This window comes from Microbulbifer maximicatervae (SeqCode) (genome assembly GCF_052468155.1).
Genome location: NZ_CP174335.1, coordinates 3,894,207 through 3,907,328, shown reverse-complemented (window position 1 = coordinate 3,907,328; position 13,122 = coordinate 3,894,207). Strand labels below are relative to the sequence as shown.

Sequence of the window (13,122 nt, the reverse complement as noted above, 5' to 3'; positions counted from 1 at the left end):
ACAATGGATATCAAGCGACGAAAGCTAATACTAGGTGGGGTCGCGTTAGGAGCGGTGGCAGGTGTCGCCGTTCTTCGCCCTAAAGCGCAAGGGCAGGGAGGGCACAGCGAATACTTCTCCAGTGTTTCTAAAGCTCTGGATAATGCCGGCTTTTCTGGTCCCACCTTGCTCGTAGACCTGGAGAATCTGCAAAAGAACGCCGATATATTAGCCGGCCACCTCAGAGGTCACTATGACTACCGGGTAGTGGCTAAATCTTTGCCCTCGCTAAACCTGCTGGACGCTATTACTCAGCGAACAAATACTAATCGCATCATGGTATTCCAGCTGCCATTTCTACAGCAACTGGTTAAATCTTATCCAGCGAGTGATATTTTGCTGGGGAAACCTCTCCCGATTACTGCGGCAAAGGCCTTTTATTCTGGCACTAGGGCGGAGCATTTTGATCCTACCCGGCAGTTACAGTGGCTGGTTGACAGCCCCCGCAGACTTAATCAATACGCCGATTTGGCGCGATCGCTCAAACAATCCTTGCGAATTAATATCGAGATTGATGTAGGCCTACACCGGGGTGGCATCGCCAATGCGGAAGATCTCTCCGCGATGCTCGGTATCATTCAGCGGGAACCCTATTTGGAATTTTCCGGTTTTATGGGTTACGACGCCCACGCCGCAAAAATGCCAGGTGTTCTCGGTGGACCTGAAAAGGCAATCACTCGGGGGTTGGATATTTACCAAAGCAGGGTGGAGCAAGCTAAGATCCAGCTGGGAAGTGCATTCCCGAAGGCGGCCACTTTGAACGCTGCCGGTAGCCCAACCTACCAACTGTACAAATCTCGAGCAGACCGGGCTCCCTGTAACGAGATTGCCGCTGGCTCGTGCCTGGTTAAACCGGTGGGCTTTGATATTCCCACTCTGTCTGATCATTTACCAGCGGCGTATATCGCAAGTCCTGTATTGAAGAAACTGTCACAGACACAGATACCCGGCATAGAAGGGCTCACCGGACCCTTTAGTTGGTTGAACCCAAATCGGGAGCATAGCTTCTTTATATCTGGCGGCTATTGGAAGGCGGAGCCAGAATCACCAAAAGGTCTATCGATCAACCCCATCTATGGCCGCTCCAGCAACCAAGAAATGCTGAATGGCTCAAAAAAGGTACTGCTGAATGAAGACGACTGGGTCTTTCTCCGGCCCACACAGAGTGAGTCCGTGTTCCTGCAGTTTGGTGATATTGCGGTCTATAGCAAAGGCGAGATAGTGGATCTCTGGCCGGTAATGAGTAATTCCTGAGGATTCAACCCCTACAATGGAGTAAGTACAAACTTGTTTAATAAACGTACTGACCTTAGTGACGGGTAAACAACAAGTCTTGGAGATATTGATGATCTATGAAGTTGTTTTGGTGTTAAACACGATTTGGTTTCTGATGGGATTTAACGTTTTCTCTTTGAGGAACCATATATTTGCGAAGTTACTGGTACCCAGGGAACAAAGGGATACCCCCGTATTTAATATCTTGGCAGAATCGGGAAAATTTCTGGGTGGTTTTAACCTGTCGCTGGCGCTACTCAATATACTACTGCTAATCAGCCCCTCAGTATTTGCTACGGAGGTGCAACGCGCTACGTTGCTGCTGGTGTTTGCTGTCACTCACGGAACACAGTTTATTTACAATGTTCCGGTAGCCCTACAAAACCGAAAAGGTGAAGGGCCGTGGCAAGTTAAAGGTGTGATGCGTTTTATCTTTATCACTGACTTTATAATGATGTCACTGAATCTAATAGCCGCACTTTGGATACTCCTCTAAATTTTAAACCCTATGAAATTCGGTCACGATGCTTGTTGTGGCCGATAATGATCAGCATGCCAAATCAGTAGTGAGAATGTCATTGCTAAAGTCGGTGGGCGAACTTTAATTTCTACAAAAAGCGTCGGCGTATAATGTCTCTATTGCAGTTATTGGGTCAAACTAAATAGGTACCCAATAATGTGTCGGCGGTGTTTATATTGGTTTTCGCCGGACAAAATTTGAGTCATTTCTTACGGCGCAGTACACAGGTGGTTGTGTCCTCAGGATTGCTGATATTATATTCAGGGCTTGGGAGGGATTGTTAGTTTTCCCCCAGTTTAACTATTTGCTTATCTGATTTCAGGCAGATAGTTTCCCTCGCTTTCCAAGTTTATAAGTTGACAACTAGTTGCTAACGGAATTTCCTCAATTACAGGGACGACATAATGTACTTTAGAGTTAGTTCTGCGGGGTATGATATTTCAGGCGATATTGATTGGTTTGCGAGCTCTAAGCCTTTCAATCCTCCACAAGGGATTGTGCATAGATCACTGCATAACTAAGCAGGAGTTATAGGTCCATTGCCAGGAGATATGGCTCGCTCCGCTATGGGGCTAATTAGCGGTGATTTGGGAGCAATAATTGGGGATCGAGATTCTGGATTGGGGCGCAGCTGGGAGAGACTTCACCTAATTGGAGTAAGCGCGGGTATTTTACATGAACGCCGTTACTCTAATTACAATACGATCATTGGCAGTCATGGTCTCAATACTGCGATGATCCCCTTTGAGGGTATTGCGAACTGGGTCTTAAACCAAAATCGTAAATTTTTCTATATTGTCAATGTGGACAAACAAAAAGTACTTAACTTTACGGATCGAAATGGAAACGTCAGAGTAGAATTTGTACCCACGAAGCTCCGTCAGGCCATCACATATACATCGGAGCTGGACCCTAATATTTGGATTACTATACGGCAAGAACACCATGACTCTCGGACGGCAAGTTTAGCTGATAATCAAGCTATTGATTACAGTGCAAGTATTACTGATGAGCTGAAAATGAAGAAAAGTAATTGGGAGCGTATTCGGGGTCGAATAGCCGCCATTGATCAACAGATTATTGATTGCCAAAATAATGCTCGCTGGAATCTGATAGACCTTTGACTTCTTGCTGATAATTATGTTGCAAACAATAATCTGATTATATAGTTTGTGACTAATTATGGTAACTTGGCGAATTAAGGCGGCCCGATTCATAAGAGATTAGCTAGATTAATGAATTAGTATAAAAGGGGTTTATATATTGCTTCTCTGCGCTTATCCAAGTAACCGATAAATAGCGAGCTAAATGCCGATATTTTAATGGTCACTCTTAGAGTCACCTACTTTGACTTAAGTGTTGAGCAACATGCGATTCAGTGGCGTGATAGGATAGCTAATAAGGGCCGCTTACTAGACTCAGTAGGTATCTAAAATTAACCACCGAAGTAACACTTAAATTGGGTATGTAAATACCTCAGGCATATTAGGTATAATCAAATGAACAAATATCAACAATATGTTAATATTTTCATGAATTCCTAGAATGCTTATAGGTAGCTACGAGCATCTGGTAGTAATTGAGATGGATAAGGGCTGGCGATGTAGTACGATCCTGTGATCTGGTTCAGGATATCGAAAAGCTCATCCTTGAAGTATCATTTGGGTTTGTTGAGTATGAGAATTCTAAAGGTTTTGGTCATATCGGGCTCGATTCTGTCCACTGGTTGTACAGTTTTTCTTGGGGAGCCGGACACTAGAGTTAAGCGATTTGGTGATTGGGAGCTTTGCACAAAGCTGGCCGATAAAACTTTTAAATATCATTCTCAATGGCACTGGGCTATAGCCAATGAGATTAAGGCTAGGGACCTGGGGACTTCACAGAGATGTAAGTCAACGTATACCGCAAGGATGAATCGTTTTACGGCTAGAAGCGTGATTAAGTCTGTATCATTTGAGGATGCTTTGAACCATAACTTTGAGTAAATCCAATATATGCCAGCTATCAAGCGTCCTTTATTTGTAGTTGACGATGGCTGGTAATACCCACCACATGGATTTGTATACCTCTTTCAAATCAAGCTATTTAAAGCGCGTGATTGGATAGTATTACCAAGTCTTATACTGGGGGAGTAGGGCGGTGTTGTTGTTTCAACAGCACCCACGAGTGTGGCTTGGTGTAGTGAAAGTTACATCTCCACCAGCTTCTGAATGCACTTTTATTAATAGCTGAGATATAGCTGCATACAAGTATGTTCTTAGCTTTGAAGGCAGGATTGGCAACTTGGTTAATGTAGTACTTCCGTTGGAGTAGTTGGATATATCGTATATAGATAGTTAATAGCCAAGGCAACTACAGCTTCTTCGGCGTTGAACCACTGGGGTAGAAGGGTTTCTAGTCGCATACAGGCTTCAAGGTAGCCTTTTTGGGTTGACCATCATCATGACGTTGAAATACCTGATTTGCTGCTTTGGATATCTGCCGCCATTTTTTCATGTCTGGGCCTGTAGGTATGCGAGAGTGGATGCTAAGCATTATTTTTACGGTTATCTGCTGTCTTTCAAGTGATATAGATGGCTAGGAGTACCCGGATTCACGGATAACGGCTTTAGATGTTATTGCTAAGTAGACACCCGAGGTAAAAACGGGCTTCCCGCTCTGTTGGTCTTCGGCTTTATAAGGGTTAGTGAAGATAATGAAGGTTAGAGATTGGAGGGCGCCTACCTTCCAGTAGTATTTTTCGGGTAGGCGAAATTATTAATTAAATTGCTGAACTTCAAAAAAACCTAAAAGCTCGTCCTTTCGACCAATATTTTGTGTATAAAAGGTCCACTGACCACTATCATCTCGAACCCCGAATACCCGTGCACAGGTATCGTAGTATGCGGTACCAAGTTTTGCTTGCTTTTTCTTGAAGTTTGCTCCTTTTCTACCTCCTTTGGGGCCACCTATTGAAAGTCGCCTCTCCCCGGTTACATCGGGAGTTTTTACCATCATCTCCAGCTCATCTCTTTGCTTGCTCCCGTCCTCCCTTGGGAAACATCACCTGCAACATGGATAACCGTTACACTTTTACTCTGGTCGTCATGGAACTTGAAGGTCATTCGACAATTACTGAGGTGAGAGGTAAAGAAGTAAGGGGGACTTTTACTATTCAGAGTTACAGGCACAGCTTTTTGTCGAGCCCAGGTGAGATATGTTGCTTTCTTGCCAGAATTTCCGCTTTTTACCATCATGATTTTGTTGGGTTTTACAAACTCAAAATCAAACTCAATTTCGTAGGCTCCTGATTTACTGTCGAAGGCCTCTGTATTAAAGTCGAGCTCATAGGTTTTAAAGGCTAATTCAACATCTTTTTCTAATAAGCTGATAAAGTCATCATAACTTGGCATGGCTCAATCCTTATGTCGCCGGCTGTTTTGATATAAATGGTTTGCCTTGGTTTATTGGTACTAGCTCTGTAGTGGTCTAATCCTTCCGGACACTTCGCTAAGATGGTAAAACTACCAAGCGAGGTGAAGTATGACAACAAAAGGTACACGTCGGCATTTCAAGCCGGAATTTAAGAAAGACGCCGTAGCGCTAGTCTCTGAGCAAGGGTATTCAATTTCTAAAGCAGCAGAGGCTGTAGGAACAACAGCCAATAACCTGCGACGCTGGATAAAGGAACTGAAGCAGGAAGAAGACGGTGTGAGGTTGGATGTAGGTGAGCGTGCAGAATTAGAGCGATTACGATGTGAAAATAAGCAGTTGCGGATGGAGAAAGAAATCCTAAAAAAGGCCAGCGCCTTCTTTGCGAAAGAAATGAAATAAAGTACAGCTTTATTGAAAAACAGCAAGGCAGCTTTCCTGTTAGGGTGCTCTGCCGGGTAATGCAGGTAAGTAAGTCTGGTTATTACGATTGGTGTTGCCGTGGTAATAGCTCAATAGATGCTCAAACATGGCAACTATGCCATCGTTTGAAGGCCCTATTTGCAGAATCTAGACAGAGCCTGGGAAGTCGTCGGTTAATGAAGCTGTTACGTAAAGAAGGCTTTGAAGTTGGGCGCTATCGAGTCCGCAAGCTCATGAAAAAGCTAGGCTTGGCAGTAAAGCGCAAGAAGCGATTTACACTGACGACAGACAGTAAACATCACCTGCCGGTCGCAGAGAACCTTCTGAATAGGGAGTTCTCACCGAGTGCTAAAAATCAAGTTTGGACGACTGATATTACATATATTTGGACTTCGCAGGGCTGGTTGTACTTGGCGGTAGTGATTGATCTCTATTCGCGCCGGATTATTGGTTGGCATCTAGATCGGAAGATGGAAACGGCCCTGGTAACTCGTGCGTTGATGATGGCTGTCAATTTGCGTACGCCCCCAAAAGGTCTCCTGCATCACTCTGATCGTGGCAGTCAGTATGCCAGCCATACCTACCAAACGTTATTGAGTCAGCATGGGATGGTGTGTTCAATGAGCCGTAAGGGAAATTGTTGGGACAACGCACCGACTGAACGTTTCTTCAGCAGCCTGAAGCGGGAGTGGGTAACGGGAAACCTTTATCCGACAAGGGAGGATGCGGTAGCAGATGTAAGAGCCTATATTGCTTATTACAACTCACGAAGAATACATACAACACTGGGAGACCTAGCCCCTATCGAATTTGAGAAATGTGCTTAAAGAAGTGTCCGCTTGGAGTTGACCACAACACTCTCCCTTTTAGTTACTCATAGATAAATATACTTTTGGCATAATTTCTATCTTTCAACCTAGCATATCCCCCATTATGCTTCCAAGAAAATCTACGGGTAGCTTGAAATAGATCAATTTTTATTTTTCTGTGAGGTTGTTATATGTCCAGTGTGTTGGTGACTCGGGATATAAGTTTGTAATCGAATATAAACCTCTTCGAATAGTAACGAGAGAAAAGTGATTCTCTAATGGCGATCTTAATCAAATCAGTATCAGTGATCGATATGATTTAAATAGTAAAGCAAGGGGTTTTAGCTTTCTTCTATCGCCCATTCAAATTTTCATAGATAAAATCTACGCAAAGCTTTATTTTGGGGGTTTGGTATTTAGTGCGCTCATAAAGAAGAAATACTCCCAGATCGCCACCGGGGCTGACTGAGACTTTACCCTCGCAAGGTACCTGTACAAGCTCCCCTGTATCTAGATAGTTACAAATACTCCAGGAAGGTACGCAGAACATACCGCGGTGATTGAGGGCGGCTGCTGTTAATGCTTTACCGTTATTGCTGATAACTTTTGGGGTCAACTTCAGGGGCTCCCAGTGCTCGTCATTGAGTATGTACCACTCAATGACGCCACGTGGCCCCCGGTATTGCAAGGTAGCAATTGACTCAATCGCCGACTTGCTTAAGGGGAGGCTATGCTCCAACTTGTCGATAAACTGCGGTGTAGCTACAAGGGTGAACTCATTATCCGATAGGCGTTTGGCAATAACATGCTCATCCGGGGCAAACCCTCCGCGAATCGCAATATCAATGGGATCTTTTCCTAACTGGGACAAGTCATCGTTATAGGTTAAGTCGAATACGATGTTGGGGTAACGTTGGGCAAACTTCTCAAGAAGGGGGGTTAAATGCTGCTCTCCATAAGTTGGAAGACAGCTGATACGTATCAGACCTTTGGGCGCTTCAAATGTATGGCTAACCAGTTCATCAGCCTGTTCAAGCTGGCGAATTGCTTTACTTATCATCGAATAGTAGAGCTTGCCGAGCTCAGTAACCTTGACTTGGCGGGTACTGCGTTGCAGTAACTCCACTCCTAAGGACTGCTCCAGATCTTTTACGCGGCGGGAGATTGATGAGGCGGGAACCTCAAATTCTTCAGCAACTGCAGTAAAGCTATTCAGTTCTACCACCCGCTTGAAGTAACGCAATGCTCTGATTTTGTCCATAATCAACTTCTAACTGTCTGTCATCGTCTCAAAATATTCCCCATTATTGCCAAAATGACAAAAGACTTATACCTATTACCACCTGTTTTTATGATGGCAGTATGGGCACTATCGCTTTCAATGTTTGTGTTGAACCGATTGTTAGGATGACCAATGATAGCTTTGAAAATGACTCGCTATGGGGATATTGATAGCAGCCTGGAGTTTCAGTCAGCTGAGGTTCCCACCCCCAAGGCTGGTGAAGTTTTGCTTCGGGTGCATGCGGCTAGCGTAAATCCAGTTGATAATATGATGTTGCGGGGGGAGCTTAAATCGGTACGAAAGGAAGTATTTCCGGTTGGTATTGGCCGGGATGTCAGTGGTGAAGTTGTAGCAGTGGGGGATAATGTTGCTGGATACAGTGTAGGGGACCTGGTGTTTTCCAGGGTGGGGGAGGATCATGTGGGCACTATTGCAGAATATCTCACCGTTAGTGTTTCCCACCTGGCTGCAAAGCCCGAAAACTTGTCACACAGTGAAGCGGCGGGTATTCCGCTTGTTGGGCTGACCTCCTATCAGTCTTTGATCAAAGTTGCGGGCTTGAAGTCCGGAGAGAAAGTGCTGATACATGCAGGCTCAGGTGGTGTTGGCTCTATGGCGATCCAATTGGCGAAGTCTGTAGGCGCCTATGTGGTGACTACAACAAGTAGCGCGAATGTGGAGTGGGTGAAAGCACTCGGTGCCGACCTTGTTATTGATTATAAAAAAGATGACTACCGGCGATTACTATCTGATATGGATGTCGTATTCGATACTTTGGGTGGTCAGTATGCTTTGGATGCATTTCAGGTCCTGAAAATCGGTGGGCGTGTTGTCTCAGTTAAAGGGGCTTTAGATCCGCAGACAGCTGAAGAGCTTGGGCTAGGTTGGTTGCTCCGCAAGCTATTGGCGCTTAAGTCGCGAAAGCTGATGAAGGCCGCGAAGGAAAAGTCCGCGCTCTATAGAATGGTTATTATGGAAGCTAGTGGAGAGCATCTGAGTGAGCTAGGAAATTTGTACCAACAGAAGATACTATCCCCGGTGATAGACAAGATCTATTCTTTAGAGCAAGGCAAAGAAGCTTTCTCATATCTCGCTTTGGGACGCGCTAAAGGCAAGGTGATTGTATCAGTTATAGCCAGTTAATAAGAGTTGAAACGATCAATAAGTGTCAGTGCCGCCTTGAGATATAATGGCGCGCTGGCTCTTGTCTGTCTCTGTGCTTTTTAAACTTTGCATCTACCTTATTATTGAGGTTGCACTAGAGAAATTGATATTATTGAGTTTTCGTAGATGACACACCTATGTTCAATTGATCTTCATAAAGTCTGATATATCGCTATAAAGGGTTACGATCTGGGTTGGATAGAGAATGTATATGAAAGTGTGTCGACTATATTCGAAATAGAATGACTCTAGTACATGGCGAAATAGACCTATTAACTGCAATTACTAATGTCGGGCTGGCTCTGGTCGCATTTATTGGCGCCCTTTATTTGTTGGTGTTTGTAAGGAGGAAGCAGTGGAAAAGAAGTATTTGGCTTATTTTTTTCACTATCATGTTCATAGCCTCATTAGTGGCAGCTATCTATCACGGGTTTGAAATCCCTCCATATTTTCGAGTTTGTTTATGGTATGGAGTGCTTGTTTTACTTGGTTTACTAATTTCTTCTTTTGTTCTTGCGGTTAGCGTAGATTTGGTGAATGAAGGTTTTTCCAAACGGGCTATTTTTCCAGTATTATTTATTTTTCTGATAGTTTTTGTTTTCTCGTTTTCACTTAAAGATAAAATTTTTGCCTTTGCTGTTTATCAGTTTTTAATCAGTGCAGTGGCTTTTATAGGGTATTCTACATTAGCCTTAAGGAGACAAAGCTCACCGCGTGGCAGTTGGTTTATGGCACTTGGCTCGATAGTTAGTATTGTTGCAATGGCTGTCCAGTTAGATGGAAGTTTATCAGTCAGTATCATTTGGGACCTTAATCACAATATTATCTATCATTTTGTCCAAGCGTTTGGTGTTGTACTCTTTATTTTGGGTTTACGTAGATTCTACTCGGAGAAATAGTAGGCGAATTGCCGATAGAATATAGTTTTCGGAAGTGGGAAAGAAATAGGAATGAACCTGAGAAATCAACCTGACAGTTACGGTTCAGTAGCCAAGTGGCTACATTGGTTAACGGCCTTATTGTTTTTGGGTTCCTATATTTCAGTCTACTACCGCCAGTGGTTTACCCAAGAGGAAACACCGGCGAATTGGACTGCCTTGCAGTTACATCTATCTATTGGTGTCACCATTGGGGTGATCGTCATCCTAAGAATCGTATGGCGTCTCACTAATCCGCCACCGCCATTAGAACCAGGTAGCTCCCTGGAACATTTTGCCGCTCATACCGGTCATGTTCTTCTCTACTTGATTATGATCGTCGCTCCGCTAACAGGGTATATCGGAACAGGCGTGGATACGGATTACTTTTTCCTGTTTGAAATTCCTAAGTTTGAGAGCACCCAAGCCTTTGTGGCGATAGTTCAGGATCGGATGGGGATGACATTCGAACAGTTTGAGAAGCCAGTCGATTTTATCCATAAAGAGATCCTGGGAGAGTGGGTGGTCTGGATCTTAATCTTGGGGCATGTAATGGCCGCTCTATATCACCACTACATCAAAAAGGATCGGACTTTGCTAAGAATGACCGCGACTAAGAAGTCATAGTTCCTGCGATGGTTTTGGCAGAAAGTAGTGGCAAATAGGCATTGAGCGCCAAATCCAGACATTTTAACCTCGAGTTTTTGCAGCTCCTGTGGAGCTGTGCACTTGGACTTGAGGTGGGTGTTATATGAGGTATTTGGTCCTTGCTTTGATTCTATTTCAAATGGGGTGCATACCTGAGTCCAAACTATATCGAATCGCGCAATTCGAAATGGTCCCTCAGCCTACTTGCCAGCCTTCGCTGGCAAGTAGCACTCATGCTGCTATCGGATCAGCTCCTATTTAAGCTGCCAACCTCCTGAGCCCCGGTTTTGTGTCTGGGCAAACCCAGTGAAACCAGTGCGGTTAGCAGAAGAAAAGCGCTGGAAATAAGTAGGCAAGCCACCAACCCCTGAGTTTGGAATACCCACCCTGAGAGCAGTGTCCCTAGCAATCGCCCAGCTGCATTTGCCATATAGTAGAAGCCCACATCCATAGAGACGCCATCTTCCCGAGCATAAGCAACTATCAAGTAGCTGTGTAAAGATGAATTTACGGCGAAGAGTACAGCAAACATCAAAAGTCCACCCATTACGGCGGGCTGTGGATCCACCCCTTTGTGTAATGCGATTGCGATTAATGCGGGCACTGCAGTGAGCGCTATTGCCCAGAAGAGCGCGGTTCGCCCATCCGGAGCCTGGGCTGAACGTGCCGTCGTGACCTTTGGGGCCAGGGTTTGCACTATGCCGTAACCGATCACCCAGGATGCCAGGAAGGCACCTACCTGCCAGTGGCTCCAACCGAACTGGCTGGCCAGGAAAATCGGTAGGGCAATAACAAACCAAACATCCCGGGAAGCAAACAAGAGTAAGCGCGCGGCTGACAATATGTTGACTGCGGGACTCTTGGAAAAGATATCTCTGAATCGGCTTTTTGCTTTGGCTTTCCCTAAGTCCCGCTTAAGAAACTTGAGACTCAATATCCAAACTATTCCAAGAGCTAGGGCCATCGATGCAATCGCGCCTTGAAAGCCAAGTGAGGCGAGTAGGGCACCGCCGAGAAAGAAGCCCAAGCCTTTTAGCGCGTTTTTCGAACCGGTAAGAAGGGCGATCCATCGATACAAGGTGCCACTGGCCTGATCGGGCACCAGTAACTTGATTGAGCTCTTCGCACTCATTTTATTCAAGTCTTTGGCGATACCGGAAAGGGCTTGGGCGGCCATAACCAAGGGGACCGAGAGATACTGACTGGGTACCAGCAGCATGGAAAGAGCAACAATCTGTAAGGCCAGCCCCAAATTCATGGTCCGGTTGAGTCCAATCCGGGCACCGAGCCAGCCGCCGACAAGATTAGTGACTACGCCAAAGAATTCGTAGAAAAGGAAAAGCAAGGCTATTTGCAAAGGGCTGTAGCCGAGTTCGTGAAAGTGCAGCAGCACCAGCATGCGCAGAGCGCCGTCAGTCAAAGTAAATGCCCAGTAATTGCCTGTTACCAGCAAGTATTGGCGCACTGGCGACGATAAATTGTGAAGAAACTGCATGATCTTGTTCTGTGTACTGCTACTTACTAAAAGCAGGAGGAAAAAAATATGAGCTCATGGAGAGGCGTACCCCTCAGGTGCAGTGTGTTCTTTCCTTCCGGCCCCGTTGTACTTTGGCTGCTTAGCCCATGGTGCCAATCATTCGAGCCAATTCCGCCGTGCGGTTGGCGTAACCCCATTCATTGTCATACCAGGCGTAAACTTTTACCTGGGTGCCGTTAACGACCATGGTCGATAGAGCATCGATAATGCTCGATCTGGGGTCGGTTTTGTAATCCACAGAAACGAGGGGCCTTTCCTCATAGCCGAGGATATCTTTTAGTTCACCCTCTGCAGCGTCCTTAAATAACTGGTTTACTGCCTCTGGGGTAGTGGGGGTTTCCACTTCGAAAACACAATCGGTAATGGATGCGTTGGCGAGGGGAACACGAACTGCGTGGCCGTTTAGGCGGCCGGACAACTCTGGAAAGATGGTGGCAATAGCTGTAGCTGAACCTGTTGTTGTGGGAATCAGGCTGGCACCACAAGCGCGGGCTCTGCGCAGATCTCCATGGGGTGCGTCGAGGATAGTCTGGGTATTGGTGATATCGTGAATAGTGGTGATTGAACCGTGACGAATACCCAGGTTTTCGTGAATAACTTTTACTACTGGAGCAAGGCAGTTAGTCGTACAGGAAGCGGCGGTAATAATCTGGTGTTTGTCCGGCTGGTATATATGTTGATTTACTCCAAGGACAATGTTTGGTACTCCAGCTTCTTTAACTGGTGCAGAGACCAATACCTTCTTTACCCCTTGATCCAGGTAGGGTTGAAGAAGTTCGGTAGCTCTCATTTTACCGGAGGCCTCTACAACCAGATCACAGTTTTTCCAATTGGTATCTGCAATAGCGGAATTGCGGCTACAGGTTATTGTTTTGCCATCAACCTGAATTGTGTCATCAACGGCTTTCGCCTCTCTGTACCAGCGCCCGTGTACAGAGTCAAAGTTGAGCAGGTGGGCGAGAGTGGCTGCATCACCGGCAGGGTCATTAATCTGGACAAACTCAACTTCAGGCCAATCCCAGGCAGCGCGCAGTACCAGTCGGCCAATTCGGCCAAATCCATTGATCCCAATTTTGATGGTCATTGTTAATTTCGCT

12 protein-coding genes are annotated in these 13,122 nt (G+C 45.4%); 7 read left to right on the top strand and 5 right to left on the bottom strand.

Annotated elements, in window-relative coordinates; genetic code table 11:
* Positions 1-3 precede the first annotated feature (3 nt).
* From ACJJIY_RS16635 to ACJJIY_RS16625, 3 genes are all read left to right on the top strand, one after another.
* Positions 4-1,293, top strand: a complete 1,290-nt coding sequence (locus tag ACJJIY_RS16635) for a DSD1 family PLP-dependent enzyme (RefSeq protein WP_445358407.1) — start codon at positions 4-6, stop codon at positions 1,291-1,293.
* A gap of 91 nt (positions 1,294-1,384) precedes the next feature.
* Positions 1,385-1,810 carry a hypothetical protein gene (locus tag ACJJIY_RS16630; RefSeq protein WP_413665710.1) on the top strand — a complete coding sequence of 142 codons (426 nt, stop codon included), beginning with the start codon at positions 1,385-1,387 and terminating at the stop codon, positions 1,808-1,810.
* A gap of 575 nt (positions 1,811-2,385) precedes the next feature.
* Complete coding sequence (locus tag ACJJIY_RS16625; RefSeq protein WP_444897219.1) at positions 2,386-2,958, top strand: hypothetical protein; 573 nt, start codon at positions 2,386-2,388, stop codon at positions 2,956-2,958.
* A gap of 1,633 nt (positions 2,959-4,591) precedes the next feature.
* Here the strand turns inward: ACJJIY_RS16625 and ACJJIY_RS16620 are convergent.
* Together ACJJIY_RS16620 and ACJJIY_RS16615 are read right to left on the bottom strand one after the other, a co-directional pair.
* A complete protein-coding gene (locus ACJJIY_RS16620) occupies positions 4,592-4,831 on the bottom strand; it encodes a hypothetical protein (RefSeq protein WP_444897220.1) in 240 nt (79 codons plus the stop codon).
* Entirely contained in the window at positions 4,828-5,226 is a 399-nt protein-coding gene (locus tag ACJJIY_RS16615) for a hypothetical protein (RefSeq protein WP_445358406.1), read from the bottom strand. The genes ACJJIY_RS16620 and ACJJIY_RS16615 overlap by 4 nt, the downstream gene beginning before the upstream one ends.
* 130 nt (positions 5,227-5,356) lie before the next feature.
* On the opposite strand from ACJJIY_RS16615, the gene ACJJIY_RS16610 reads away from it, so the two are divergent.
* Positions 5,357-6,495, top strand: a protein-coding gene (locus ACJJIY_RS16610; protein WP_444897222.1) for an IS3 family transposase whose coding sequence is annotated in 2 segments (ribosomal slippage) — positions 5,357-5,606 and positions 5,606-6,495 — 1,140 coding nt in all. Because the reading frame shifts where the segments join, the coding sequence is not laid out codon by codon here.
* A gap of 334 nt (positions 6,496-6,829) precedes the next feature.
* Here ACJJIY_RS16610 and ACJJIY_RS16605 read toward each other — a convergent pair.
* Entirely contained in the window at positions 6,830-7,738 is a 909-nt protein-coding gene (locus ACJJIY_RS16605) for a LysR family transcriptional regulator (RefSeq protein ID WP_445358405.1), read from the bottom strand.
* Positions 7,739-7,891: 153 nt separating this feature from the next.
* Here ACJJIY_RS16605 and ACJJIY_RS16600 point away from each other — a divergent pair, with 153 nt between their 5' ends.
* The 3 genes from ACJJIY_RS16600 (at position 7,892) to ACJJIY_RS16590 (ending at position 10,467) form a co-directional block, all read left to right on the top strand.
* Entirely contained in the window at positions 7,892-8,902 is a 1,011-nt protein-coding gene (locus tag ACJJIY_RS16600) for an NADP-dependent oxidoreductase (protein WP_444897224.1), read from the top strand.
* 263 nt (positions 8,903-9,165) lie between these two features.
* Positions 9,166-9,822 carry a DUF6962 family protein gene (locus ACJJIY_RS16595; protein WP_445358404.1) on the top strand — a complete coding sequence of 219 codons (657 nt, stop codon included), beginning with the start codon at positions 9,166-9,168 and terminating at the stop codon, positions 9,820-9,822.
* 51 nt (positions 9,823-9,873) lie between these two features.
* Positions 9,874-10,467, top strand: a complete 594-nt coding sequence (locus ACJJIY_RS16590) for a cytochrome b (protein WP_444897226.1) — start codon at positions 9,874-9,876, stop codon at positions 10,465-10,467.
* A gap of 268 nt (positions 10,468-10,735) precedes the next feature.
* Here the strand turns inward: ACJJIY_RS16590 and arsJ are convergent, their stop codons facing one another.
* Positions 10,736-11,983, bottom strand: coding sequence for an organoarsenical effux MFS transporter ArsJ (gene arsJ / locus ACJJIY_RS16585; RefSeq protein WP_445358403.1), 1,248 nt, complete (start codon positions 11,981-11,983; stop codon positions 10,736-10,738).
* Between the two features lie 121 nt (positions 11,984-12,104).
* Positions 12,105-13,109, bottom strand: coding sequence for an ArsJ-associated glyceraldehyde-3-phosphate dehydrogenase (locus ACJJIY_RS16580; RefSeq protein ID WP_445358402.1), 1,005 nt, complete (start codon positions 13,107-13,109; stop codon positions 12,105-12,107).
* Between the last annotated feature and the right edge of the window lie 13 nt (positions 13,110-13,122).

Coding starts and splice junctions, on each gene's coding strand:
- ACJJIY_RS16635 (WP_445358407.1), top strand. CDS start 4: ATGGATATCAAGCGACGAAAGCTAATACTAGGTGGGGTCGCGTTAGGA.
- ACJJIY_RS16630 (WP_413665710.1), top strand. CDS start 1,385: ATGATCTATGAAGTTGTTTTGGTGTTAAACACGATTTGGTTTCTGATG.
- ACJJIY_RS16625 (WP_444897219.1), top strand. CDS start 2,386: ATGGCTCGCTCCGCTATGGGGCTAATTAGCGGTGATTTGGGAGCAATA.
- ACJJIY_RS16620 (WP_444897220.1), bottom strand. CDS start 4,831: ATGATGGTAAAAACTCCCGATGTAACCGGGGAGAGGCGACTTTCAATA.
- ACJJIY_RS16615 (WP_445358406.1), bottom strand. CDS start 5,226: ATGCCAAGTTATGATGACTTTATCAGCTTATTAGAAAAAGATGTTGAA.
- ACJJIY_RS16605 (WP_445358405.1), bottom strand. CDS start 7,738: ATGGACAAAATCAGAGCATTGCGTTACTTCAAGCGGGTGGTAGAACTG.
- ACJJIY_RS16600 (WP_444897224.1), top strand. CDS start 7,892: ATGATAGCTTTGAAAATGACTCGCTATGGGGATATTGATAGCAGCCTG.
- ACJJIY_RS16595 (WP_445358404.1), top strand. CDS start 9,166: ATGACTCTAGTACATGGCGAAATAGACCTATTAACTGCAATTACTAAT.
- ACJJIY_RS16590 (WP_444897226.1), top strand. CDS start 9,874: ATGAACCTGAGAAATCAACCTGACAGTTACGGTTCAGTAGCCAAGTGG.
- arsJ (WP_445358403.1), bottom strand. CDS start 11,983: ATGCAGTTTCTTCACAATTTATCGTCGCCAGTGCGCCAATACTTGCTG.
- ACJJIY_RS16580 (WP_445358402.1), bottom strand. CDS start 13,109: ATGACCATCAAAATTGGGATCAATGGATTTGGCCGAATTGGCCGACTG.